The 23,434-nt window shown below is 71.8% G+C and carries 21 protein-coding genes and 2 pseudogenes; 8 read left to right on the forward strand and 15 right to left on the reverse strand.

Features of this window, described 5'->3' with window-relative positions:
* Positions 1-108 precede the first annotated feature (108 nt).
* Positions 109-303 (forward strand): DUF2795 domain-containing protein, encoded by a 195-nt coding sequence (locus tag ACRAWB_RS15555; protein WP_431354148.1) that lies wholly within the window; start codon positions 109-111, stop codon positions 301-303.
* A gap of 22 nt (positions 304-325) precedes the next feature.
* On the opposite strand, the pseudogene ACRAWB_RS15560 reads toward ACRAWB_RS15555, so the two are convergent.
* Positions 326-775 (reverse strand): annotated as a pseudogene (locus tag ACRAWB_RS15560) (hypothetical protein); the annotation flags it as partial.
* Positions 718-1,565, reverse strand: a pseudogene (locus ACRAWB_RS15565) (exodeoxyribonuclease III). The pseudogenes ACRAWB_RS15565 and ACRAWB_RS15560, both read right to left, overlap by 58 nt.
* A 78-nt stretch (positions 1,566-1,643) precedes the next feature.
* Between ACRAWB_RS15565 and pyrE the strand changes: the two are divergent.
* Together pyrE and ACRAWB_RS15575 are read left to right on the forward strand one after the other, a co-directional pair.
* The gene (gene pyrE, locus ACRAWB_RS15570; protein WP_064110095.1) at positions 1,644-2,192 is read left to right on the forward strand and encodes an orotate phosphoribosyltransferase; all 549 of its coding nucleotides are present in this window, start codon (positions 1,644-1,646) and stop codon (positions 2,190-2,192) included.
* Positions 2,192-5,191 (forward strand): hypothetical protein, encoded by a 3,000-nt coding sequence (locus tag ACRAWB_RS15575; RefSeq protein ID WP_431354149.1) that lies wholly within the window; start codon positions 2,192-2,194, stop codon positions 5,189-5,191. The genes pyrE and ACRAWB_RS15575 overlap by 1 nt, the downstream gene beginning before the upstream one ends.
* A gap of 31 nt (positions 5,192-5,222) precedes the next feature.
* Here the strand turns inward: ACRAWB_RS15575 and ACRAWB_RS15580 are convergent, their stop codons facing one another.
* A complete protein-coding gene (locus tag ACRAWB_RS15580; protein ID WP_431354150.1) occupies positions 5,223-6,020 on the reverse strand; it encodes an HAD-IIA family hydrolase in 798 nt (265 codons plus the stop codon).
* Between the two features lie 96 nt (positions 6,021-6,116).
* Between ACRAWB_RS15580 and ACRAWB_RS15585 the strand changes: the two genes are divergently transcribed.
* A complete protein-coding gene (locus tag ACRAWB_RS15585; RefSeq protein WP_431354151.1) occupies positions 6,117-6,752 on the forward strand; it encodes a TrmH family RNA methyltransferase in 636 nt (211 codons plus the stop codon).
* Positions 6,753-6,778: 26 nt separating this feature from the next.
* On the opposite strand, the gene ACRAWB_RS15590 is transcribed toward ACRAWB_RS15585, so the two are convergent.
* The 4 genes from ACRAWB_RS15590 to ACRAWB_RS15605 form a co-directional block, all read right to left on the reverse strand.
* On the reverse strand, positions 6,779-7,183 hold the full coding sequence (locus tag ACRAWB_RS15590; RefSeq protein WP_431354152.1) for a DUF3052 family protein: 405 nt from the start codon (positions 7,181-7,183) through the stop codon (positions 6,779-6,781).
* Positions 7,180-8,019, reverse strand: a complete 840-nt coding sequence (locus ACRAWB_RS15595) for a metallophosphoesterase (protein WP_431354153.1) — start codon at positions 8,017-8,019, stop codon at positions 7,180-7,182. The genes ACRAWB_RS15590 and ACRAWB_RS15595 overlap by 4 nt, the downstream gene beginning before the upstream one ends.
* 67 nt (positions 8,020-8,086) lie before the next feature.
* Positions 8,087-8,269: a hypothetical protein gene (locus ACRAWB_RS15600; RefSeq protein WP_431354154.1), complete on the reverse strand. Its 183-nt coding sequence runs from the start codon at positions 8,267-8,269 to the stop codon at positions 8,087-8,089.
* 76 nt (positions 8,270-8,345) lie between these two features.
* Positions 8,346-10,283, reverse strand: coding sequence for a YhgE/Pip family protein (locus tag ACRAWB_RS15605; RefSeq protein ID WP_431354155.1), 1,938 nt, complete (start codon positions 10,281-10,283; stop codon positions 8,346-8,348).
* Between the two features lie 14 nt (positions 10,284-10,297).
* Between ACRAWB_RS15605 and ACRAWB_RS15610 the strand changes: the two genes are divergently transcribed.
* Positions 10,298-10,777, forward strand: a complete 480-nt coding sequence (locus tag ACRAWB_RS15610) for a hypothetical protein (protein WP_431354156.1) — start codon at positions 10,298-10,300, stop codon at positions 10,775-10,777.
* A 181-nt stretch (positions 10,778-10,958) separates the two neighbouring features.
* Here the strand turns inward: ACRAWB_RS15610 and ACRAWB_RS15615 are convergent, their stop codons facing one another.
* The 6 genes from ACRAWB_RS15615 to ACRAWB_RS15640 form a co-directional block, all read right to left on the reverse strand.
* Positions 10,959-11,609 carry a TetR/AcrR family transcriptional regulator gene (locus tag ACRAWB_RS15615; RefSeq protein ID WP_431354157.1) on the reverse strand — a complete coding sequence of 217 codons (651 nt, stop codon included), beginning with the start codon at positions 11,607-11,609 and terminating at the stop codon, positions 10,959-10,961.
* A gap of 51 nt (positions 11,610-11,660) precedes the next feature.
* A complete protein-coding gene (locus ACRAWB_RS15620; RefSeq protein WP_431354158.1) occupies positions 11,661-13,568 on the reverse strand; it encodes a YhgE/Pip domain-containing protein in 1,908 nt (635 codons plus the stop codon).
* A gap of 26 nt (positions 13,569-13,594) precedes the next feature.
* Positions 13,595-14,251: a hypothetical protein gene (locus ACRAWB_RS15625; RefSeq protein WP_431354159.1), complete on the reverse strand. Its 657-nt coding sequence runs from the start codon at positions 14,249-14,251 to the stop codon at positions 13,595-13,597.
* Positions 14,221-16,332: an MMPL family transporter gene (locus ACRAWB_RS15630; protein WP_431354160.1), complete on the reverse strand. Its 2,112-nt coding sequence runs from the start codon at positions 16,330-16,332 to the stop codon at positions 14,221-14,223. The genes ACRAWB_RS15625 and ACRAWB_RS15630 overlap by 31 nt, the downstream gene beginning before the upstream one ends.
* 93 nt (positions 16,333-16,425) lie before the next feature.
* A complete protein-coding gene (locus ACRAWB_RS15635) occupies positions 16,426-16,620 on the reverse strand; it encodes a hypothetical protein (RefSeq protein ID WP_431354161.1) in 195 nt (64 codons plus the stop codon).
* Positions 16,621-16,672: 52 nt separating this feature from the next.
* Positions 16,673-17,584: a CPBP family intramembrane glutamic endopeptidase gene (locus ACRAWB_RS15640; protein WP_431354162.1), complete on the reverse strand. Its 912-nt coding sequence runs from the start codon at positions 17,582-17,584 to the stop codon at positions 16,673-16,675.
* A gap of 195 nt (positions 17,585-17,779) precedes the next feature.
* Between ACRAWB_RS15640 and ACRAWB_RS15645 the strand changes: the two genes are divergently transcribed.
* Complete coding sequence (locus ACRAWB_RS15645) at positions 17,780-19,066, forward strand: adenylosuccinate synthase (RefSeq protein ID WP_431354163.1); 1,287 nt, start codon at positions 17,780-17,782, stop codon at positions 19,064-19,066.
* A 72-nt stretch (positions 19,067-19,138) separates the two neighbouring features.
* Here the strand turns inward: ACRAWB_RS15645 and ACRAWB_RS15650 are convergent, their stop codons facing one another.
* A complete protein-coding gene (locus ACRAWB_RS15650; RefSeq protein WP_431354164.1) occupies positions 19,139-20,422 on the reverse strand; it encodes a GNAT family N-acetyltransferase in 1,284 nt (427 codons plus the stop codon).
* Between the two features lie 44 nt (positions 20,423-20,466).
* Entirely contained in the window at positions 20,467-21,060 is a 594-nt protein-coding gene (locus tag ACRAWB_RS15655; protein WP_431354165.1) for a TetR/AcrR family transcriptional regulator, read from the reverse strand.
* Between the two features lie 116 nt (positions 21,061-21,176).
* On the opposite strand from ACRAWB_RS15655, the gene ACRAWB_RS15660 reads away from it, so the two are divergent.
* Together ACRAWB_RS15660 and ACRAWB_RS15665 are read left to right on the forward strand one after the other, a co-directional pair.
* The gene (locus ACRAWB_RS15660; RefSeq protein ID WP_431354166.1) at positions 21,177-22,073 is read left to right on the forward strand and encodes a carbon-nitrogen hydrolase family protein; all 897 of its coding nucleotides are present in this window, start codon (positions 21,177-21,179) and stop codon (positions 22,071-22,073) included.
* Positions 22,070-23,422 carry an APC family permease gene (locus ACRAWB_RS15665; protein ID WP_431354167.1) on the forward strand — a complete coding sequence of 451 codons (1,353 nt, stop codon included), beginning with the start codon at positions 22,070-22,072 and terminating at the stop codon, positions 23,420-23,422. Before ACRAWB_RS15660 ends, ACRAWB_RS15665 begins: the two co-directional genes overlap by 4 nt.
* Positions 23,423-23,434: the final 12 nt, after the last annotated feature.

Below are 23,434 nucleotides of genomic sequence, written 5' to 3' on the forward strand. Positions count from 1 at the left end.
CGCGACCGAACGAACCACCGGCCCGGAAAGGCGACAAGATCTTGCAAGCTCCGCGGATCGGGGTAGGCGTGGACGCATCCCTCACCCATCTCTACGGAAGGAGCGGACATGGCCGACCGGCCCATCCAGATCGACGTGCAGAAGTACCTCAGTGGGGTCGACTACCCGGCGGGCAAGGCGGACCTCGTCAAGACCGCGCAGGGGCAGGGCGCCCCGCAGGAGGTGATCGACGCGCTCGAAGGGCTTCCCGACAAGCAGTTCGACAGCCCGGTCCAGGTGACCGAGGGCATCAGCGGCAGCTGAGGCGGCGTGCGGCGTGCCCGGGTCAGAACGTGGCGCCGGGCACGCCGGACACCACCAGCGCCGCGCCGCCGACCCAGACGCCCGCCGCGAGGAGGATGCCCACGATCGGCACCCAGAAGGCTCTCCGGCGGACGACGAGCAGCACCACGGCGACGATCACCGTCACCAGGGTGATCGCGGCGGGACCCAGCAGCGCGATGAAGAAGCCCGCGCCCATCCGGGCGGTATCGCAGACCGTCGACGCGCCGCACGGGTCGCTCGCGAAGACCAGGAAGAACGCCGCGAAGGTGAGCACCCCCGCGATGATGACCGCGAGCACCAGGAGCACGATCGTGGTGACGAGGTCCCAGACCACCACCGGCCGCCGCGCGCGCGTGCTGCCGGGCGGCGGGTAGGCGGGCGGGTATGCGCTCATCAGCCGAAGATCATGGGACGGTCGTCGTCGTCCTCGTCGACCGGAGGCGCCGCGAGCTCGACGAGCACGGGCACGTGGTCGCTGGGCGCGTCGCCCTTGCGCTCGTTGCGGTGGATGCTCGCGCCCACGACGCGATCGGCGAACGCCCGCGAGCCGAGGATGAAGTCGATCCGCAGGCCCTCGTTGCGCGGGAACCGCAGTTGCTTGTAGTCCCAGTAGGTGTATCCGTCGGGCACGATCGGCCGCACGACGTCGGTGAGCCCGGCCTTCTCGAACGCGGCGAACGCCGTGCGCTCCGGCGGCGAGATGTGGGTGGAGAGGCCCGGGACCAGGCTCGGGTCGCCGACGTCGGAGTCGAGCGGCGCGACGTTCCAGTCGCCCATCAGCGCGAGCTGCAGCTGCGGGTCATCCGTCAGCCAGCGCTGGGTGTCGGCGGCGAGGGCGGCCAGCCAGTCGAGCTTGTAGACGTAGTGCGGGTCGCTGAGCGAACGGCCGTTGGGCACGTAGAGGCTCCACAGCCGGACGCCGTCGACCGTCGCGCCGATGGCCCGCGCCTCCTTCGGCAGGTCGGGGCCGTCGTGGTCCTTGAGGAAGCCGGGCATGTCGGGGAACCCGATCTCGACGTCCTGCAGGGGAGGCGGCTGGCGATGGCGACGCCGTTCCACTGGTTGAGGCCGTGCAGCACGACCTCGTAGCCCGCCTCCTCGAACGCCGCATAGGGGAACTGCTCGGGCTTGCACTTGATCTCCTGCATCGCGAGCACGTCGACGTCCTCACGGACCATCCAGTCGACCACCCGGGCCACACGAGTGCGGATGGAGTTCACATTCCAGGTGGCGACACGCATGCCCCGATCGTATCGGGAGCCTCCGACGGCCTGTGGAGAACCGGGGAGAGCGGGATGTTCCCCTCTAGAATCGGGGATGTGACCGACGCACGACAGCAGCTCATCGACTACATCGCCGCAGAGGCCGTGTTCCACGGCGACTTCACGCTCACCAGTGGAAAGAAGGCGAGCTACTACGTCGACCTGCGCAAGGTGAGCCTCGACCACCGCGTCGCGCCGCTCATCGGGCAGGTCATGATCGACCTCATCCGCGACGTCCCCGACGTCGTCGCCGTCGGCGGCATGACCATGGGAGCCGACCCGGTCGCCGCGGCGATCCTGCACCAGGGCGCCGCACAGGGCCTCGCCTACGACGCGTTCGTCGTGCGCAAAGAGCCGAAGGACCACGGCCGGGGCAAGCAGGTCGAGGGCCCCGATCTGGCGGGCAAGCGCGTCATCGTGCTCGAAGACACCAGCACCACCGGCGGCTCGCCGCTCAAGGCCATCGAGGCCCTGAAGAAGGTCGGCGCCGAGATCGCGGCCGTGGCCGTCGTCGTCGACCGCGACACCGGCGCTCGCGAGGTCATCGAGGGCGCGGGCTACCCGTACTTCGCCGCTATCGGCCTGAAGGACCTGGGGCTGGCCTGATGTCCGACGAGCGCGGGAGGGGCGCTCCGGGTGAGGAGCGCCCGGAAGCTGCGGAACCCGCGTCGGCGGAACCCGAGTTCGGCAGCTCGGAGTGGCTGCTGCAGCAGCTGACTGGCGGGCGCCATGTTGAGCGGACGGGTGGCGAGGCGGCGGAGGCTGCGTCGGCGGGGGATGCGTCGGCCGAGATTCCGTTGGCTGAGGATGAGGCCGGTACGGGTTCTTCGGCCCCGGTGGTCGAGTCCGAGCCTGTCGCCGACGTACCGGAAACACACGCGCCGACCCGGCCGGCGTCGCCACCGACGAGCTTCGAAGACCTGCTAGGTGCCGGAGCGGACGAGCCCGCCGAGGACGAGCAGCCCGCGACCGAATTCCCCGTCGCATTCTCATGGAACCTCACTCCCGGTGCCTCGACCGACCCGTCGGTGGATGCAGACCGCCCGGACGAAGACGCCCCGACGGCTGCCCTGCCCGTGATTACGGAGCCCACGCCGCAGGCCGTGCCGGGGACGACGTCGCAGCCGGACTCGGCAGCACAGGCCGCGCAGGAGCCTGGCGTGCAGGGCGAGCCCGTGGCGCATCCCGCGCCGGACCCGACCGCAGAGGTGGTGCCCGCGCCGGAGGCGGAGTTCGCCCCTCGATTCGAGCGGGCAGTTCAGCCCGACCCGGCAGCGCAGCCCGAGCCGGCGGTGCAGCGCGACCCGGCGGTGCAGCGCGAGTCCGCGGTGGAGCCTGATTCCGCGGTGGAGCCCGAGCCTCCCGCGCAGCCCGAACAGGCGCCCGCGCCACCACTCGTCCCCCCGGTGTACCGCTCGTCCTTCGTGGCTCCGGTCGAGCCGCCTCCCGTCGACCCCTCGCTCGCGGGCGTCGAACCACCCGTCGCGAGCGATGCAATCCCGTCGGCCGAGCCGACCGGAGAGATCCCGGTCGCCGCCCGCTCCTGGGTGATCGAGTCTCCCGAGCCGCCGCAGACGGCAGAACCTGAACGCCCGCGCACGATCTTCGATGCACCGCCCACGCCGTCCTCCGACGAGGAGGAGAGCCACGGGCTCGCTGCGCTCCTCGGCTTCGGCGCCACCGACGCGGAGAAGCCGTCCGGACGCTCGGTCATCGGCGATACGACGAGCGTCATTCCGATCGACCCTTCGCTGCTCCGCCCGGGTGGCCCGGCGGCGCCGGCCGTGGGCGCGACCCCTGTGCCCGATGAGCCGCCCGCGCCGGAAGTGCTCCCGTCGGAGCCGGACGTCCCGGCGGCCGAGGCGGAGGTCGCACTCGGCGGCGTTCCCTCGCCCGCGACGAGCCCGATCGACGCGGAGAGCATCGCGGCGGCGTCCACGCCCTTCTGGGCGCGGCGGACCGATGCTCCCCGCGACGAGTCGGACACTGCGCCGGCCGAGGGGGCAGGCCCTGCGCTGGATGGATCGGCAGCCGAGCCGCCGGCCCGTTCACCACGCGAGGACTCGGACACTGCGGTGGATGAATCGGCAGCCGAGCCGCCGGCCCCTTCGCCGCTCGAGGGCTCGCCTTATGTCTCGCGCGACCAGTCCGCGGCTGCGGTCCCCGAGGAGGCAGCCGCTACGGCCGACGAAGCGCCGGACGACGACGACACTGACGGCACCGATGGCCTGGCCGCGTTGTTCGGCGACGTGATCTCCGAGCCGGAGGCGGATGAGATCGACGGCGCTCACCAGGAACCCGAGCCCGAGCGCGATTTCCCCCCGACCGCCGCCGCTCCTGGTGCCCTGGCACCGGAGACTCATCCCGACGCGGAGGCCGTGCCGGAGCCGGAGCCGGAGCGAGGGGCGGACTGGGTTCCGGGCTCGACCGCGTCCGGTCCTGCGCCCGAAGCGAAGTTCGATGCAGTGCCCCAGCCTCAGCAGCCGGAGGCCCAGCAGCCGAGGGCGAGGCAGCCGGAGGCCGAGTCCGACGCCGCGCCGCGGTCGGTGGACGCACGCGAGCCGGGGTTTCCTCCCACCGCCGCATACCCGGCCGCGGCTGCCTCCGCGTGGGCGTTCGAGCCGGAGCTGCAACCGGCCGCTGACCTCGAAGGTCCGCAGCTGAACGCGGCGGAGACCACAGGCCCCGCGACCGTCGCCTTCACGCCGGCCGAGGCCGCTGAAGCGGCGAGCCCGAGTCGCGCTCCAAGTGGCGACGCGGGCCCCGGCACGGCCGCTGCCGGAGCGTCCGCCCTTGCTGGAGCGACTGCTGCCGGAGGGACCACCCTTGCCGGCGGCACAGTCGCCGGAGCCGGCGGCGCCGGCGGTGACGGAGCAAGCGCACGCGGCACCGGCGGCGGGACAGGCGGTAACGGCACCGGCGGCGCGACAGGCGGTAACGGCACAGGCGGCGGAGCCGGCAGCGGCCCGGGCGGCACCGTCACCGCCCTGTGGGCGAACCGCAACAGCCGCATCCTGCTCCTCTCCCTCGCCGGGCTCGCCGTGATCCTCGTGCTCATCGGCCTCTTCGCCCTCGGCACACGCATCCCCTCCCTGTTCGGCGCCGGAAAGGCGGCCCCGCAGCCCTCGGCGACCACGGCCGCGAAGTCGGCGAGCCCGACGCCGACCCCCACGCCGATGCCCGTCCCGACCGTCACCCCCAAGCCGGCCGCCGCCGTCGGACCGGGCACGCACCCGTGGGATGCCCTGGGCGGAGGGGAGTGCCTGCAGCCGTTCACCTCGGTCTGGGCGGAGGAGTTCACGGTCGTGGACTGCGCCGCTCCGCACACGGCGCAGCTGCTCTACACGAATCTGCTCTCCGCCGACCCGGCCGCACCCTACCCGGGAGCGGACGCGCTGGCCGCGCAGATCCCCGGCTTGTGCACCGCCTCCGGCGTCGTCGACCTCGGCGCCGCCGGCGCGTATCCCGACCTGCAGGTGCTCGGCTCGTACCCGGCGACGGAGGAGCAGTGGAAGAGCGGGCAGCGCTCCTACTACTGCTTCGCGAACCGGTCGAGCGGGCAGCCGCTCACCTCATCGGTCGCCGGGCCGGGCCCCAGCGCCTGACGTTCAACGGAGGCGGCGGGAGCCGCGGACCTCAGAGCTCGGTCTCGACCGGCTCCCGCGAGACCAGCTGGTCCACGCCCGTCAGCACCTCGTCCGGACGGAACGGGTAGCGCTCGATCTCAGTGCGGTCGCTGATGCCGGTGAGCACCAGGATGGTGTGCAGGCCGGCCTCGATGCCCGCGACGACGTCGGTGTCCATCCGGTCGCCGATCATGGCGGTGTTCTCGGAGTGGGCGCCGATGCGGTTCATGGCGGAGCGGAACATCATGGGGTTGGGCTTGCCGACGACGTACGGGTCGCGTCCCGTCGCCTTGGTGATCATGGCGGTCACGGCGCCGGTCGCGGGCAGCGGGCCCTCGGCGCTCGGGCCGGTCGCGTCGGGGTTCGTGGAGATGAACCGCGCGCCCTTGCCGATCAGGCGGATCGCCTTGGTGATCGCATCGAAGGAGTAGCTGCGGGTCTCGCCGACGACGACGTAGTCCGGGTTCGTGTCGGTCATGATGAATCCGGCCTCGTGCAGCGCTGTCGTGAGACCGGCCTCGCCGATGACGTACGCGCTGCCGCCGGGCATCTGCGACTTGAGGAAGTCGGCGGTGGCCAGCGCGGAGGTCCAGATCGACTCCTCGGGCACATCCAGGCCGGAGGTGCGCAGCCGGGCCGCGAGGTCGCGCGGGGTGAAGATCGAGTTGTTCGTCAGCACCAGGAACGGGGTGCCCTCATCCCGCCACTGCTGGATGAGCTCCGACGCCCCCGGCAGCGCCTGGTTCTCGTGGACGAGTACGCCGTCCATGTCGGTGAGCCAGCACTCGATCTCGTCGCGACGCGTCACGCGGACTCCTTTCGGCGGGAATCGGATGCGTCCAGCTTAGGGGCCGGGGCGCGCGCAGCGCAGGGACTCCGTGCGGTCGGTGGATAACCTGGACCGGTGGACGAGACGCCGAACCCGACGCACGAGCTGACGACCAACGGCGTCGGACCGTGGCCCGGCGAGTGGCCCGACGACCCCCGGTACGACCCCGAACTCCTGCGCCACGGCGACACGCGCAACGTCGTCGACCGCTACCGGTACTGGAGCATGGAGGCGATCGTCGCCGACCTGGACGAGCGCCGCCACCCGTTCCACGTCGCGATCGAGAACTGGCAGCACGACATGAACATCGGCTCCATTGTTCGCAGCGCGAACGCGTTCCTCGCCGACACCGTCCACATCATCGGCCGTCGGCGCTGGAACAAGCGCGGCGCGATGGTGACCGACCGCTACCAGCACGTCGTGCACCACGACGATGTGGACTCGTTCGTGGCGTGGGCGCGGGGCGCCGGGCTGCCCGTCATCGCGATCGACAACGTCCCCGGCTCCGTCGGCATCGAGACCTTCGCGCTGCCGCGGGAGTGCGTGCTCCTCTTCGGTCAGGAGGGCCCCGGCCTGTCGCCCGCCGCCCTGGACGCGGCGGACGCCGTGGTCGAGATCGCGCAGTTCGGCTCCACCCGCTCCATCAACGCCTCCGCCGCGGCCGCCATCGCGATGCACGCCTGGATCACCCAGCACGTCCCCTTCGCCTAGCCCGCTCGGCGTCCGCAGCGGCAGGGTCAGCGGTTCTCGCGGCGCCAGACGAGCTTGAGGCCGGACCAGTCGGTGTCGATGGCGGCGACCTTCACATCCACGAGGCCGCGCTCGAGGGCGGCGTTGCGGATGACGTTCTCGTCGAGATCGCTCACGTGCCCGGCGGCCTTGCGCGGCCAGGCCGCCCACACCATCCCGTCCGGGTGGATGCGTTCGCCGAGCTCGTCCAGCTCGGCCAGGTAGTCGGCGGCCGTCCGGTAGAAGGCGAGGATGAGTCCCGCGTCACCGGATGCGACCCACGAGACCTCCGGCGCGCCCTCGGTCGGGATGCGCCAGCCGTCGTCGGCGTGGAGTACGGCGACGCGCATCCCGGGCTTGAGCCCGAGCTTCCGCCAGAGCGGGGTCCCGGAGTAGCCCGCCGGGGTGCTCACGCGCGCCACCCCGCATCGTCGGCGATGCGGCGGATGGCGTCCGTATCCAGGTCGTACACCGTCTCGCCGTCGTCGGGCGACGGCGCGGTCAGCAGGTGCGAGCGCACCGGACCCTCGGCCGGCAGCTCGACCCACGCGAACCCGGCGCCACGCACGGCCCGCTCGCGCGGAGGCGGCCACAGCACGTCGGTCGTGTTCGCCACCGCGGGCGCGACCACGACCGGGATACCCGCCGGCCCCGCCTCGGTCACCAGCCCGTGATGGAAGTGCCCGGCCAGGATGAGCCGCACGTCCGCCGCCGAGCACACCTCGAGCAGCGGCTCGGGATCGACCAGCCGCAGCGGCTCGAACAGCACCGTCGTCGGCGGTACCGGCGGGTGGTGCAGCACGACGACCGTCCCGCTCTCGGACGGCTCGGCCAGCACGTCCCGCAGCCGGTCGAGCTGTTCCTCGGAGACCTGTCCGTAGCCCGCGCCGGGGACGGACGTGTCGACGGTCACCACGCGGAAGCCGCGCACGTGCGTGACGGTCTCGCGCGCGCCCAGCACCTCCTCGAACCCGTCGCGGAGGTCGTGGTTGCCCATCGCGTACACGATCGCCGCGCCCCGCTCGGCGGCCCACGGCTCGAGGGTGCCCTTCAGCCGTCGATAGGAGTCGGCGGTGCCGTCGTCCGACAGGTCGCCGGACGCGACCACCACATCCACCTGGGTCAGCGTCGCCGCGCGCGCCAGGACGCGGTCGAACCCGGCGAGCGTGTCCACGATCCCGTAATGCAGGCGGCCGTCGCCGTACAGGTGCGTGTCGGAGAGGTGCAGGATGCGCAGACGATCGGTCACGCGGCCACCCTAGCGCCGGCCACCGTCGCCGCAGGCGCGAACGCAGGCGCGGCCCGACCGGACGCCGTCAGTCGGAGTCGGAGTCGGAGTCGGTGTCGAGCGCCAGGATGATGGCGTCGACCGCGGTGATCAGGTTGTGGAGCGCCTGCCGCTCGATCGAGTCCTCGGACAGCTTCTGGATGTCGTAGCTCGCGGCGCTCGCCGCCTGGCGCGCCTGCGAGAGCGCCGCCTGGACTTCGAGATCGGCCATGGTCGTCCTCCTCGGATCGGATGCTGGTGGGCGCCACCCTAGCCCCGCCGGGTAGCGGCCCGCCAGACTCCGCGGCTCAGCCGATGAGCGACGGACGCAGGTCCCGCAGCGTGCGGAAGTGCGTCATCCGCGTCACCCCGATCGCCGCGATGAGCAGTGCGATGAGCATCCACAGCGCCAGCACGCCCGCGTCCGCCCACGCCGTCGCGGGGTTGCCGCCGTACATGAGCTGGCGGATGCCGTCGACCGCGTACGACATGGGCAGCGCGTGATGCAGTGCCGCGAGCGGGCCAGGCAACGTCTGCCAGGGGAACGTGCCGCCCGCCGTGACGAGCTGCAGCACCATCAGCACGAGGCCGAGGAACTGCCCCACGCTCCCGAGCCAGACGTTGAGCGCCAGGATGATCGCGGCGAACGTGACCGACGCCAGCCCCATCAGCCCGTACATCCCGAGCGGGTTGTCGATGCGGAAGCCGAGCGCGCCCGCGACGATCGCGAACAGCCCGATCATCTGGATCGCGCCGAGCAGGCCCGGGGTCAGCCAGCCCGCCAGCGTGATCTTGATGGGCGAGTGCAGCGCGGTGATCGCCCGGCGCGAGACCGGCTTCACGATGAGGAACAGCGCGTAGATGCCGATCCAGGCCGCCAGGGCGACGAAGAACGGTGCGAGCCCGGCGCCGTACGTACCGGCGGAGGTGATGGAGTCGTTCTTGAGGTTCACCGGGTCGGCGATCGTCGACGCCTGCTTCTTCTGGAGGGACGGGGACGAGTCCGGGATCTGCTTCACACCGCTCTGCAGGCCGTCCCGCAGCTTGGTGGTCCCGTCGTGCAGCGTCGTGAGCCCGTCGCGCAGCTGGGCCGCGCCGCTCGCGGCGGTGGATGCGCCGGAGGCCAGTTGGGAGGCTCCGTCGGCGGCCTGCTGCGAGCCGGCGGCGACCTGAGATGCGCCCGTTGCGGCCTGCTGCGATCCGGCGGCGACCTGCGCCGCTCCTCCCGCGACCTGGTCCGCGCCGGAGGAGAGCTGGTGGATCTGCCCCACCGCATCCTGGATCTGCCCGTTGGCGGACTGCGCCTTCGTGTCGAGGTCGCCCATGACAGCCTTCACCTGCGCCAGCTGCTCCGGGGTGGCGCCGGCCGCGGTGAGCCGGTTCAGGAGGTCCTGCTGCGCGGCGGGCGCGGCCGCGGCGATCTGCTGCGCCGCCGCCGAGGCGTTGTCCGCCTTCGCCGCCAGCTGACGATTGCCGGCCGCCACCTGGGCCGCGCCGTCGCTCACCTGCTGTGCGCCGCCGGCGAGCTGGCCGAGCTTGTCCGCCAGCTCCTGGGACCCGGAAGCGAGCTGACCCAGCTTGCCGGCGAGCTCCTGCGATCCGGACGCGAGCTGGGCCGTGCCATCCGCGAGCTGCGAAGCGCCGGACTGGGCGCTCGCGCTGCCGTCGACGAGCTGGTCGGCGCCATCCACCGCCGTCACCAGATTGGAGCGGATGTCGGCGAGGCCGAGCAGGAACTGCTTCGCCGCCTGCTCGTTGACCTGCTTGACGATGGAGGTGCGGATCTTCTCGGCCGCCTGCGTCCCGATCGTCGACGCGAGGTAGCTGTTCGTGTCGTTCGTGGTGAGCGTCACGACCGCGCGATGCGGGTCGGTCCCGGACGCGGAGGCGAGGGCCGACGAGAAGTCCTCCGGGAACGTGATGCTGAAGTCGTACTTCGAGTCGTCCACGCCGCTCGCCGCGGAGCCCTTGGCCACGCGGTGCCACTGGAACGACCCGTCCTCGATCAGCTGGTCGGCCACCTGGTCGCCGTAGTTCACGGTCTTGCCGTCCACGGTCGCGCCGGTGTCGTCCACGACGATCGCGGCCGGGATGCGGTTCAGGTTGGCGTACGGGTTCTGGTTCGCCCACAGGTACAGGCCGCCGTAGAGCACCGGGACGCACATCAGGGCGATGAGCGCCACGATGGACATCGGGCTGGCGGTCAGGCGGCGGAACTCCGCCGCGATCATCTGCGGGATCTTCATTCGCTCTCCACAACGTGGCCCGGGAGATCGTCGGTGTCATCCCGGCCGGGGTCTTCGTCGAAGGTTTCTGGTTCGGTCTCGTCGAAGCGCTCGACGAGGAGGCGGCCGCGATGGCGGCTGCGGAGGCGTCGCCGGCGACCACGAGCACGGCGATGCCGCGCCCGGCGAGCTCGCGCGCGAAGCGCCACCACTCGACCGGGTCGCCGCCGTGGCGGTCGGGTGACACGAGCACGAGCGCGTCGACGCCCTTCCGCAGCAGCGCCAGCTCGGCGAGCAGGCGGATGCGGACGGTGGGCGGCACGGTGCCGATGGAGGCGCGCGACCACTCGGACGCGCCGAGCTCGCGCAGGCAGCGGCCGACGGCGACGGGATGCGACGCGCGCCCGGCGAACATCAGCTCTTCTGCGACGATGCCCGAGACGGTCACATCCGAGGTGGGCTCGGAGACGTCGGGGGCGTCGATCAGGGCGATCCGCCGGCGCATCGCCCCGTAGTCGGCGGCGCCGTCGATGGTCACCTCGCCGGTGTCCGGGCGCATGCGGCCCGATGCGATGAGGCCGAGGATAGTGGGACGCTGCTCGGTCTCGGCGCGCGCGAGGGTGGCGCGGCCGGTCTCGAAGGCGGCGGAGGTCGGCGGCAGCGCGGCGCCCTTCCCGACCCGGTCGAGGACGACCTTCATCGCGCACCTCCCGGCGTCCGTACGCCGAACGCCAGCTCGGGTGTGGACGCGATCAGGTCGTCCGACTCGCGCCAGCCCATCCCCGCGGCGCTGAGCCCGGCGAGCATGACCAGCTGGTGCCCGGCCTCCGGGGTGAGGCGCGCGCGGGTGGCCTCGTCGAGCACCGACACCGCGGCGTTCTCGATCAGCCGGGTGACGGTCTCGCGGTCGAGGTCGGTGCGGATGCGGCCGGACTCCATCCCACGGCCCACCGTCTCGCGCAGCCGCTCGCGCGCCGGGTCGAGCGCGGTGCCGACCATAGCGCGGTGCGGGCCGCGCACGGCCAGGGCGGCGCTGACGCGGACGTGCTCGACCTCTGCCCACAGGGTCGCGCCGAACAGCGCGATCTCGACCAGCGGGTCGGGATGCGACACCGGGTCGAGCAGCGCGGCCAGCCGCCGCGCGCCGCGGGTGAAGACCTCGATCAGGAGCTCGTCGCGCGTGGCGAAGTGGCCGTAGACCGCGCGGCGGCTGAGGCCGGCGCGGGCGGCGATGCTCTCGAGGGAGGCGTCGATGTCTTCGTTCAGGGCGACGGCCGCCGCGCCGAGGATCGCCTCGCGGTTGGCGGCCGCGTCGCGGCGCGGTGCACGGGTGGAGGAGGTGGGCATGCCTCCAGTGTACGCCCTTCTTGCACACCCGTGTGCAACTTAAGGAATCCCTCAGGCGGCGACCTGGGCACCGCCAGGTACGGTGTCCCGCAGCCGCACGTTGCGCCGCGCCGCCACCGCCGCGAGCGTCAGCGCCAGGCTGCCGGCCGCCCACACCAGGAGCAGCCCGACCGACCCCCACGCGCCCGCAGCATCCCCGGTTCCCGCGGCTCGTAGCAGCGCCAGCGCGGGCGCCGTCGGCAGCAGCTGCGAGAACGCGACGAGCTGGGGCGGTGCGGTGGACGACAGCCCGGCCACCAGCGCCGTCCCGCCGATGAGCAGGGCGATCAGCCGCCCGACCCCGCCGAACGCCGCGGCCAGCGCCTGGTTGACGACGCCGAACACGGCGCCGACGAGCGCCGCGGCGAGCGCGAAGGCGATCCAGACATCCGGCCGGAGCCCCATCCCGAACTGCGCGGCGCCCGCCACGATCACGCCCTGGCCGGCGCCGATGAGCGCAACCACGCCCGCCGACCGCGCGGCGATCAGCGCCGACGGCACGGAGCTGAGCAGCAGTCTGGTCGGCACGGCCCGGCGGGCGAGCGAAGTCACCATCGCGCCCAGCCAGAGCGCGAGCACGGCGAAGAACGGCAGCGACGCGAGCCCCGTCGGCGGCGCCTTCTGCGAGGTCACCACCGGCTGCGCGGCGACGGCCGACAGCGTGGTGATGTCCGAGTCCGAGTAGGTCGGGATGGAGGTCGTCGCCTGCTGCAGGCCCGACGACAGCTGCGCCGCCCCGTCCGCGCTCTGCTGCGCGCCGGAGGCCGCCGACGCCGCGCCGCTGCTGACCTGCTCGGCCCCGGCTGCCGTCTGCGATGCACCCGCGGCGAGCGACGCCGCCCTCGTCGCGGACGCGTCGATCCCGTCGACGACCTGCGGCATCGCGCCTGCCAGCGCGGCGTTGCCGGCGGCGACCTGATCCGCGACCCCGGCGATCGTCTGCACGTCGCCGTTCGCCGCCTGCAGCGATGTCAGAGCGGCCGTGGCGCGGGCGCAGGCTCCGGCTGCAGGCGTGGCGCAGACCTCGGCGACAGCCTCCGCCATCCGGGCCACCGCGTCCGCTGTCCGGCTCGCGGCCGCATCCGCGACCTGCGCGACGGCGGCCGAACCGCGCGCGAGGCTCGCGGTCTGCTCCGGCAGGGAGGCGGTCCCGGATGCGAGCTGGTCCAGCCCCGACGACAGCGACTGCGCCCCCGCGTCCAGCGACTGCGTCCCGGCCGCGAGCGACGCCGCCCCGGTCGCGAGCGACGCCGTGCCCGACGCCAGGCTCGCCGTCCCGCTCGCGAGCGATGCGGCGCCGTCCGCCGCCTGCCCGATCTGCTGGTCGATCGTATTGAACCCGGCGTACACGTTCTGCAGGTACTGCACGGTGAGCTGCCGGTCCAGCGACGCCGTGGCCGCCTGCGTGACCGCGGCGGTCAGTGCCGGATCGACCAGTGCCGTCGCGGGCCCGGTCCGCACGGTGACCGTCGCCTGCGTCGCGCTCGCCGCCGGTCCGCCGATCGACGTCGCGTCGGCCGAGAACGACTTCGGGATCGTCAGCACGGCTGCATACCGTCCGCTCTGCAGCCCTGAGCTCGCGTCGTCGTCGTTCGTGAGCACCCAGTCGAAGTTCGAGGCGTCGTCCGAGGGCGGTGGCTCGGTCGCCTGGTCCGAGCCCCCGCTCGCCGTCGACACCGTGCCGCCCGAGATCAGCGCGCCCGCGAACTGCCGCCCGAGCGGGATGGTCTGACCGTTCTTGGTGACCGGCTGGTCGTCGTTGACGACCGCCGCGGTGACCCGGTCGAGGTGCTGACCCGGCGCGAACAGGCCCCAGCCGAGCACGGCGACGACGATGAGCGGAGCGAGCGCCAGGCCGATGAGCGTGGGCGTGCGCGTCCGCTCGGTCCCTGCGCGCGCGTCGAACGGTGTGCGGGTCATGGGATGCCCTCTCGTCGATCGGAGAATCAGGTGGATGCGGCGAGCGGCGGGGCCTCGCCCGCCGGTACGGCGTCGCCCGCGGCCGGGCCCAAATCCGCGACCGCGGTGGCATCCCGATCGGTCAAGACGACCGCGATCCCGTCGGCCGCGGCCTGGCGCACGGCGTCCGCGAGCCGGCTGCGCTCGTCGCCGACCACCGCGGCCGCGCCGTCGATCACCAGCAGCGCAGGATGACCGGTGCGCGCGGCGTGCACGGCGGCGACGGCGTCTTCGGTGCGGTCGACGAGCACGAGCCCGGTGCGCGCTCGAACGGACGCGCGGCGGGTGGGGAGCAGCAGCCCGGCGACCTTGAGCCGTCCCGCCGCGAGCGGGCCGCGCCCGGTCAGCGCGAGCGCCAGCGCGGTGTGCGCGGGGTCGGCCACCACCCGCACCTCGCTGGGGAGCAGCATCAGATCCACCGGCCTTGACGCTCCCGCCCGCAGCCCGGCAGCAGCCACCGCGTACGGCTCGTCGCGCACCGGCCACGCGGCAGCATCCAACTCGGCCTGCAGCCCTTCGCCCTCGATGTCGAACCGCGGCAGCAGACGGTCGAGCCAGCGCGGGATCCACCACGCCGCCCGCCCGAACAGCACGAGCACCGCGGGGATGAGCGTCATCCGCACCACGAATGCGTCGATCGCCACGCCGACGGCCAGCCCGAGCGCGATCGGCTGGATGGACGCATCCCCTCCGGGATGAACGCCGCGAACACCGCGAACATGATGATCGCCGCCGCTGTCACGACCCTGGCGGAGCCGACGAAGCCGTTGCGCACCGCATCCTTCGGCGCGTCCCCGCGCACGTACTGCTCGCGCATCCGGCTGGCCAGGAACACCTCGTAGTCCATCGCGAGCCCGAACAGCACCCCCATGAGGATGATGGGCATGAAGCTGATGACCGAGCCGAGGTCGGCCACGTGCAGCGGTCCGGCGAGGAACCCGCTCATGAACACCAGGCTCGTCACGCCGAAGGCCGCGCCGATGCTGAGCAGGTAGCCGAGCGCGGCCGTCACCGGCACCACGATCGAGCGGAACACCATCGCGAGCAGGATCAGCGACAGCCCGACGACCAGGATCGCGAACGGCAGCAGCGCCTCGCCGAGCCGTGCCGAGATGTCGATGCCGGCGGCGGTGTAGCCGGTCACCGCGAGGTCGATGCCGTACTCGCGCTCGAAGTGGTCGTGCAGGGAGCGGAGGGTCGCCACCAGGGTCTGCGTCTCCTCCGAGTCCGGAGCGCCGGTCGGGACGACCTGCGCGATGCCGGTGTCGCCGGTCGGGTTCGGGGTGGACAGCGGGACAGCCGCGACGCCCGGGACCGTGCGCAGCTCGTCGCCGAGGTCGTCCATCAGCGTGACGGGATCGCTGCTGCCGATCACCGATCCGGTCACGATCAGCGGGCCGTTGTATCCCGGACCGAAGTGCTCGGCGATGAGGTCGTAGGTGACGCGGGCGGGCTCGGTCTCGTCGAGCGATCCCGCATCCGGAAGCGCCAGGCGCAGCGACATCGCGGGCAGCGCGAGCGCTCCGAGCAGCCCGACGACCACCAGGACGGTGAGGACCGGGATGCGCGTGACGGCGTTCACCCAGCCGTGGGCGACGGGATGTTCGGGCCGGGGACGGCGAGGGCGCTTGGGCTTGCGCGGCGCAGCGTCGGAGTGCGCGGCGGGCTTCTGCGCAGGCGCCTCGGTCCCTCCCCGGAAACGCTTAGCCACCACCCGCATCCCGGCGAACCCCAGCAGCGCCGGCGTCAGCGTCGTCGACACCAGCACCGCGATCGCGACCGCCAGCGCCGCCGCGACGCCCATCGTCGTCAGGAACGGGATGCGTGCGACGGCCAGCCCGAGCAGCGCGATGATCACCGTCACGGCCGCGAACACCACCGCCGACCCCGCCGTCGCGACGGCTCGCGCGGCGGACTCCTCCGGCGCGATCCCCTTCTTCACCTGCTCCTGGTGCCGGGAGATGATGAACAGCGCGTAGTCGATCCCGACCGCGAGCCCGAGCATCAGGGCGAGCAGGGGAGTGGTGGAGGCGATGGTCAGCCACTTCGTCGCGGCGAAGATGAGGGCGAGCGACAGCCCCGCGCCGAGCAGCGCGTTGATCAGCGGCATCGCGGCGGCGACCACCGAGACGAAGGTCAGGATGAGGACCACGAACGCGACCGCGAGGCCCAGCAGCTCGGTGACGCTGATGCCCGCGACGCTCGACGAGAACACCTGACCGCCGACGGCCACCTGCGACCCCGGAGGCAGCGCCTTCTCGAGGTCGGCGCCCGACCGCTGCAGCGCATCCTTCGTGCTCTGGGACACCTCCACGGTGCCGACGGACAGCTGGATGGGCACCAGGGCCGCGGAGGCGTCGCCGCTGACGTTGCCCGTCGAGGGGCCCTGGTACGGATCGGTCGCCGAGGTGACCTGCGGCACCTTCGCGAGCTCGCCGACGGTCTTCTCGACCGCGGACTGGAACGCCGGGTCGCGCACACTCCCGCCCTTCGGGGCGACCGCGATCAGCTGCGCGGACGCCCCGCTGACCTGCGGGAACGTGCGAGCCAGCGCATCCAGAGCCTGCTGCGACTCGGTGCCCGGGATGGTGAACGTGTTGTCGGTGCCCTGGCTCAGGAGCCCCGCAGCAGCGAACAGCAGCACGAGCGCGCCCAGCCACACCGCCAGAACCCGCCGGCGCGCCCGGAAGGCGAAGCGGCCCAGCGAGTACAGGAGGGACGACATCGCGCCCAATGTAGAGCCATCCTCAGCAACCGAAAATGCTGGATACCGGGGTGGGCGGATCGGCCCGGGATCGGGCCGATCCGCCCATCGACGTCACTTGCCGTCGATGTCGTACGTGACGTCCTTCCCTGTTCCGGAGAGTTCAACCGTCCACGAGCCTTTGACGTACGTGCTGCCTGACTTGGTGAAGCCGTGACGCTCGAGGAGAGCGCCGGCTGCCTTCACCGCATCCGACTCGTCCGTCGGGATGCCGTAGTGGTACTCCTTCTCCGCCTCGTTGTACGACACCTCGGCGAGGCCGGAAGCGTGGAGGAAGGGGATCTCGTCGGGACGGTGCCGGTCACGCGACGACCGGCTCGTCGGCGCGCGCCGGGGTGCGCTCCGGGGCGACGGCCGCCTTCTCCCGGTGCCAGCCGGGCTTGGTCACCTGGAGGACGATCACCACGACCACGATGGCGACACCTCCGGCCACGGACGTCGCCAGCGGGGCGATCGCCGGATCGGCCGGCGCCTGCAGGAAGATGCTCGTGAGGTAACCGGTGGCCCAGTTGTAGACGCCGTGCAGGCCTAGGACCAGCCAGAGCGAGTTGCTGGTGACCGCCAAGAGCCCGAGAAGCAGGCCGATCACGAAGGTGTAGAGGAACACGAGCGGCTGCTTCATCCCGTTGGAGAAGTGAACGGCCGAGAACGCGGCAGCGGTCACGATCACGATCGTCACGGCCGAGAATCGTCGCGCCAGAAAGCGCGCCATCATGCTGCGGAACATGAACTCCTCGCCCGAGCCCTGCACGTAGAACACGAGGAGGGAGACAACGGCGACCGGCCAGAACGCGGGTGCGGCGAACGCCTGCGCGTTGAACGTGAAACGGCCGCCGAAGAACAGCACCAGCGTCAGCATGATCATCCAGACCAGGGCGATCCCGACCACGACGCCCAGCAGGAACCGGCCGACGCCGCGCGAGGTCAGACCCGAGCCGTGGCGACGGTTGCGGATGGTGAAGATCAGGAAGAACACCCACAGCGGCAGGAACGTGACGAACACCGTGAGCGACGTGACCCACGGCGACTCGGCGCCGAGGAGGGAGACGACCAGCGGTTGCGCCACCAGGCCGACGCCGATGGTGACGAGCGTGAGCGTGATGAAGATGACGAAGCCGAGCACGCCGTAGACGGGCTTCGCCGTCTTGGCGAGCGACGCCGTGACTCCGCTCGTCGTGAACGGCGGGTCGAAGAAAAATGTGGACCTGGTCATGGAGACCTTTCATTCCGGTGAGGTAGCGGCTCGGACGAGCCCCCAAACGTAATGACAGCGATTCGACGGGTTCGTGACGGGGTTCCGTCGAGGCGATGTGCCCGGTGCGGGGCCGAAACACGCCTCGCGATAGGATCGAGTGCGACGGTCGTCCGCGTGGCGCCGACGCGTTCCATCCATGGAGAGGACATCCACGTGCCCGCGATCGTGATCATCGGCGCCCAGTGGGGCGACGAAGGCAAAGGCAAGGCGACCGACGTCCTGGGGAGCCGCATCGACTATGTCGTCAAGTTCAACGGCGGCAACAACGCGGGTCACACGGTCGTCATCGGCGACGAGAAGTACGCCCTGCACCTGCTGCCGTCCGGCATCCTGACCGAGGGCGTCGTCCCCGTGATCGCGAACGGCGTCGTCGTCGACATCGAGGTGCTGTTCGAGGAGCTGGACGCGCTCATCGCCCGCGGCGTCGACGTCTCGCGCCTGAAGGTGTCGTCGAATGCGCACGTGATCACCTCGTACCACCGCACGATCGACAAGGTCACCGAGCGCTTCCTCGGCAAGCGCCAGATCGGCACCACCGGCCGCGGCATCGGCCCCACCTACGCCGACAAGATCAACCGCGTCGGCATCCGCATCCAGGACCTCTTCGACGAGAACATCCTGCGCCAGAAGGTCGAGGGCGCCCTCGACCAGAAGAACCACCTGCTGGTCAAGGTCTACAACCGCCGCGCGATCACGGTCGACGAGGTCGTCGAGCAGCTTCTCGAGTACGCCGAGCGCCTGCGGCCGATGGTCGTCGACAGCTCGCTCCTGCTCAACCAGGCGCTGGAGGAGGGCAAGTACGTGCTCTTCGAGGGCGGTCAGGCGACCATGCTGGATGTCGACCACGGCACGTACCCGTTCGTCACCTCCTCCAACTCCACCGCCGGCGGCGCCGCGACCGGCTCGGGCATCGGCCCGAACCGCATCGACCGCGTCATCGGCATCGTCAAGGCGTACACGACCCGCGTCGGCGCCGGTCCGTTCCCGACCGAGCTGTTCGACGAGTGGGGCGAGTTCCTGCGCGAGCGCGGTTTCGAGTTCGGCACCACGACCGGCCGCCCGCGCCGCACGGGCTGGTACGACGCCCCGGTCGCCCGCTACACCGCACGCATCAACGGCGTCACCGACTTCGTGCTCACCAAGCTGGACACGCTGACCGGCATCGAGCGCATCCCCGTCGCGGTCGCCTACGACGTGGACGGCGTCCGCCACGACGAGGTCCCCGCCTCGCAGAGCGACTTCCATCACGCGAAGCCGATCTACGAGGAGTTCCCCGGCTGGACGGAAGACATCAGCGGCGCCCGCACCTTCGACGACCTGCCGAAGAACGCGCAGGACTACGTCCTCGCCCTGGAGCGCCTGTCCGGCGCCCGCATCTCCGCGATCGGCGTGGGCCCCGCCCGCGACCAGATCGTGGTGCGCCACGACCTGATCGACTGAGCCGACCTCTCCAGTTGACGCAACACGCCGTCGCGCCCACGGGCACGACGGCGTATTGCGTCAACCAGAAGCTCAGAACCAGGTGCTGAGCCGCGGAGGGACCGCCGTGCGGAACAGGCGGTCCAGCGCGTCGGCGTCACCCTGGATACGGCCCGCCAGTGCAAGGCCCCGCACCACGTCGTGCCCCAGGTACCCGCTGCCCAACGCGGTCACCGGCAGTGTCACGTCGGCCGCGTCCTCCGTCGGCGACACGGTCGCGCGGCCCTCCTGCACCGTCAACCGGTACCGCCCCGCCGCGAAGCCCAGCTCGTCCGCGACCTCCAGCACCAGCGATCCGTCGCGCTCGTAGGTCCGGGCCTGCAGCGCGGCCGGGACGTCGAGGATGCGGACCCACAGGTGATCCTCGAGGTCCGTGACGTGCGCGCCGCGGACGTCGTTCACCAGGGCCTGCAGCGGCTCGTCGACACCGCGCGTCCAGACCTTCACCTCGGCGACGAGGTCGAGCTCCAGCAGGAAGCGCCACAGCGCGCGCAGCGCCTCCGGGGTCGCGGCGGCCAGGTAGCGCACCTCCACGGTGTGGCGGGTGAAGTCCTCGTCCCCGCCCTTGAGCGAGTACGAGACGAAGCCCTCCGGCTCGCCGTCGGCGGAGTCGTAGCGGACCAGGCGCGCCTTGTCGGCCTCCGGGTCGCCCTTGAGCGGGCCGACCAGGCGCTTCGCGAGATACGGCTCCAGGCCGATCTCCCCGGGCCGGGCGGCCATGACGCGGTCGAGCACCTGCGCGCCCGTCTCCTCGTAGTCCTCCGGCTCGGTGAACGACAGGCGGCCGGGGGTGTCGCCTCCCACCCACCGGACGCGCTTCGTGTCCACGGACCAGGCCGTCGCCCAGGTCGCGGGCCCGAAGCCCCAGCGGCCGTAGATGACCGACTCGGAGACGGTGAGGATGGCGAGCGGCAGGCCCAGGGCGTGCGCCGTCCGGAGCTCGCCGCCCAGCAACGCCGTCGCGATCCCGCGGCGCCGGTGCGTCGGCGCGACCGTCACCGAGCTGATCGCCCAGGAGTCGACGCGCGCGCCGCCCGGGACGGTGAGCGGCGCAGGCCACGTGTTGACGGTGCCGACCGGGTCGGTGGTCGCCCCGGCGTCGTCGTAGACCCCGGTGTTGCGCCGCGGCGCGAAGTTCTCCCGGGCCCCCGCCAGCTGCTCGGGCGACGGGCGCCGGCCGTGGAAGCCGCGGAAGTCGGCGCGCGTCCAGCCGTCGAGGGCTTCGGTGTCGGAGGCGTCGACCAGCGCGTAGCGGAGGCCGGTCGCGGCGAGGGCCTGGGCGGACGTGTCGTCGAGGGGTGCAGTGCGGAAGTCCATCCCTTCACCGTATCGGGAGGCCGCCGGGCGGGACAGGGCTGCGGTCAGACCGCGGCCACCATGATGCGCGCGTAGTCCATCAGCCATTGCTGCTCGGTCTCGGGCGCGAGGTCGCCGGTGAGCACATCCACGCCGTAGCCGTCCTCAAGCGCGATGAAGCTGCGCGCGAGCACGTCCGCCGGCTGCAGCAGACGGAAGCGGCCCGACTCGGCGCACTCCCGCAGCACCCGCTCGTAGAGGGCGACCTGGCGCTGGATGAGCGCCGCGTTCTCGGCCGCCGCCACCGGGTTGCGCAGCACGATCGGCGTGAGCTCGTACAGGATGCGGCTGGTCTCCTCCGCGCGGCCCGGCCACGGGATGCCCGACGCGATGCACTCGGCGAGCTTGGCCTCGGGGGTGGATGCGGCCTCCACCCGCTCCTCGCGGTGCCGGCAGTACTCGTCGCTGCCCTGCGCGAAGACGGCCGTGTAGAGCTCGCGCACGTCGGGGTAGTAGTAGAGCACCGAGGCGGAGGTGAGCCCGGCCTCCTTGGCGATGTCCGCGAGCCGGAGGTCGTTGGAGCCGTGGAGGAGCATGGCGCTGGAGGCGGCGGCGATCAGTTCCTCGCGCCGCTTCGTCTGCTCCCGGGGTCGTGCCATAAGTCGATCGTCGCATACCGTCCACCGTCGTTTGACACGCCCGGCGATTCTTTATATAAATTGCGTTTAATTAACTCGTACGGTCGCACGGCGGCCCCGACGGAACACGGTTGACGATGACCCGCCCGCTCTCCCTGGCCCTGGTGCAAGCGCCGACGGCCCCCTCACACGACATCGGCGCCTTCGCGGCGCATCTCGAACAGCTCACCCGCATCCACCGCGACACGCACCTGTTCGTGCATCCCGAACTCCACCTCACCGGCCTCGGCGAGGCGACCCCGGACGAGACGGCCGAGCGCATCGAGGCGCTTGCGCAGCCGCTCGACGGGCCGCGCGACCGCGCCCTGGCGGAGCTTGCCGGCGACCTCGGCCGCTGGCTCGTCCCCGGCAGCGTCTACGAGCGCGGCGCCGACGGCCGCATCTACAACACGGCCGTCGCCTACTCGCCGGAGGGACGCCGCGTCGCGTCTTACCGCAAGGTCTTCCCGTGGCGCCCGTACGAGACGGTGGCCGCCGGCGACGAGTTCGTCGTCTTCGACATGACCGGCTTCGGCCGCGTCGGCCTCTCGATCTGCTACGACGCGTGGTTCCCCGAGTCGAGCCGTCACCTGGCCTGGATGGGCGCGGAGCTCATCCTGAACCTCGTCCAAACCCCGACCTCCGACCGGGCGCAGGAGGTCACGATCGCGAAGGCGAACGCGATCGTCAACCAGGTGTTCGTCGCGAGCGTCAACGCCGCGGCGCCGAACGGCCTCGGCCGCAGCCTCCTCGCCGACCCGCAGGGCCGCGTCCGCGTCGAGTCGGAGAGCTCGGAGACCGCGGTGCTGACCGACGTCATCGACCTCGACGAGGTCGCCGCCGTCCGCCGCTACGGCAGCGGAGGGGTGACCCGGCCGTGGATGCAGTACGAGGGCGAGCAGTCGAGCCTCGAGCTGCCGCTCTACGACGGCCGGATCTCCTCCGGCCGCTGGGCCCCGGCGTCCGTCGCGACCGCTGCGGAGGTGTCCGCATGAGCGCGCCCACCCGCCTGACGGCCAAGCTGTCCCTCTCCTCCATCGTGCTGTTCGGCGTCGCCTACATGTCGCCGGCCATCGTGATGCTGACGTTCGGCGTGATCGCCGGCGCCAGCAACGGCACCACGCCGACCGCGTACATCATCGCGGCGGCCGCCATGTCCCTGACCGCCCTGAGCTACGGCAAGATGGCGCGGATCTTCCCGGCCGCGGGCTCCGCGTACACGTACGCGCGCCGCACCATCAACCCGCACGTCGGCTTCCTGGTGGGATGGGCGATCCTGCTCGACTACTTCTTCCTGCCGATGGTCGCGTGGCTGATCCAGTCGGTGTACCTGAACGCGCAGTTCCCGGCCGTGCCGGTGTGGGTCTGGCTCCTGATCAACATCGTCGTCACGACCATCGTGAACGGCCTCGGCATCGTGCTCGCCGACCGCGTCAACCGGACGCTGATGACGCTGACCGGCCTCGGCATCGCCGCGTTCGTGGTGCTGTGCATCGGCCACCTCGTCGGGAACCACCCCGCCTCCCTGACCGCGCCGCTGTGGAACGACTCGACCACCATCGCGGCCGTCTCGGGCGGCGCTGCGATCGCCGCGTACTCCTTCCTCGGCTTCGACGCGATCAGCACGCTGAGCGAGGAGACCCGCGACCCGGAGCGCAACATCCCGCGCGGCATCTTCCTGGCGGTCATCATCGGCGGGCTGATCTTCGTCGTCGTCTCGTACGTCATGCAGCTGGTGCACCCGGGCGGGGAGTTCAAGGACCCCTCGACGGCGTCCTACGCCATGTCGGTGCTGGTCGGCGGCCCGGTGTTCGCGAACATCGTCAACCTCGTCGTCATCGTGGGCGGCTTCGCCTCGGCCATGGCCATCCAGGCGAGCACGAGCCGGCTGATGTTCGTCATGGGACGCGACGGCGTGCTCCCGCGGGGCTTCTTCGGCCGCCTGAACGCGCGGTTCAACACCCCGCTGCTGAACCTCATCCTGATCGGCGTCGTGGCGATGTTCGGTCTCGGGCTGTCGCTCGACACCGCCACCTCGTTCATCAACTTCGGCGCGTTCCTCACCTTCACGATGGTGAACGTCTGCGTGATCGTCCACTTCGCCCGGAACCGCCGCCGCGGCGACCGGCTCTCTGTCGCGAAGTTCGTGGTGCTGCCCGCGGTGGGCGCCGCGGTGGACCTCTACCTCCTCACCCAGCTCGGCCCGATCGCGCTCTGGCTCGGGATCGGGTGGCTCGTGATCGGCGTCGTGTACCTCGCGGTGCTGACCCGCGGGTTCCGCCGGACGCCGCCGGAGATGCGCGTCGAGGACCGCGCGGAGGAGGCGGCACCGGTCGAGGCCTGACGTCGGCTAGCG

The organism is Leifsonia poae (assembly GCF_050632865.1).
GTDB classification, from domain to species: domain Bacteria; phylum Actinomycetota; class Actinomycetes; order Actinomycetales; family Microbacteriaceae; genus Leifsonia; species Leifsonia poae_B.

Coding starts and splice junctions, on each gene's coding strand:
- ACRAWB_RS15555 (WP_431354148.1), top strand. CDS start 109: ATGGCCGACCGGCCCATCCAGATCGACGTGCAGAAGTACCTCAGTGGG.
- ACRAWB_RS15575 (WP_431354149.1), top strand. CDS start 2,192: ATGTCCGACGAGCGCGGGAGGGGCGCTCCGGGTGAGGAGCGCCCGGAA.
- ACRAWB_RS15600 (WP_431354154.1), bottom strand. CDS start 8,269: ATGGCCGATCTCGAAGTCCAGGCGGCGCTCTCGCAGGCGCGCCAGGCG.
- ACRAWB_RS15605 (WP_431354155.1), bottom strand. CDS start 10,283: ATGAAGATCCCGCAGATGATCGCGGCGGAGTTCCGCCGCCTGACCGCC.
- ACRAWB_RS15615 (WP_431354157.1), bottom strand. CDS start 11,609: ATGCCCACCTCCTCCACCCGTGCACCGCGCCGCGACGCGGCCGCCAAC.
- ACRAWB_RS15620 (WP_431354158.1), bottom strand. CDS start 13,568: ATGACCCGCACACCGTTCGACGCGCGCGCAGGGACCGAGCGGACGCGC.
- ACRAWB_RS15630 (WP_431354160.1), bottom strand. CDS start 16,332: ATGTCGTCCCTCCTGTACTCGCTGGGCCGCTTCGCCTTCCGGGCGCGC.
- ACRAWB_RS15640 (WP_431354162.1), bottom strand. CDS start 17,584: ATGACCAGGTCCACATTTTTCTTCGACCCGCCGTTCACGACGAGCGGA.
- ACRAWB_RS15650 (WP_431354164.1), bottom strand. CDS start 20,422: ATGGACTTCCGCACTGCACCCCTCGACGACACGTCCGCCCAGGCCCTC.
- ACRAWB_RS15655 (WP_431354165.1), bottom strand. CDS start 21,060: ATGGCACGACCCCGGGAGCAGACGAAGCGGCGCGAGGAACTGATCGCC.
- ACRAWB_RS15660 (WP_431354166.1), top strand. CDS start 21,177: ATGACCCGCCCGCTCTCCCTGGCCCTGGTGCAAGCGCCGACGGCCCCC.
- ACRAWB_RS15665 (WP_431354167.1), top strand. CDS start 22,070: ATGAGCGCGCCCACCCGCCTGACGGCCAAGCTGTCCCTCTCCTCCATC.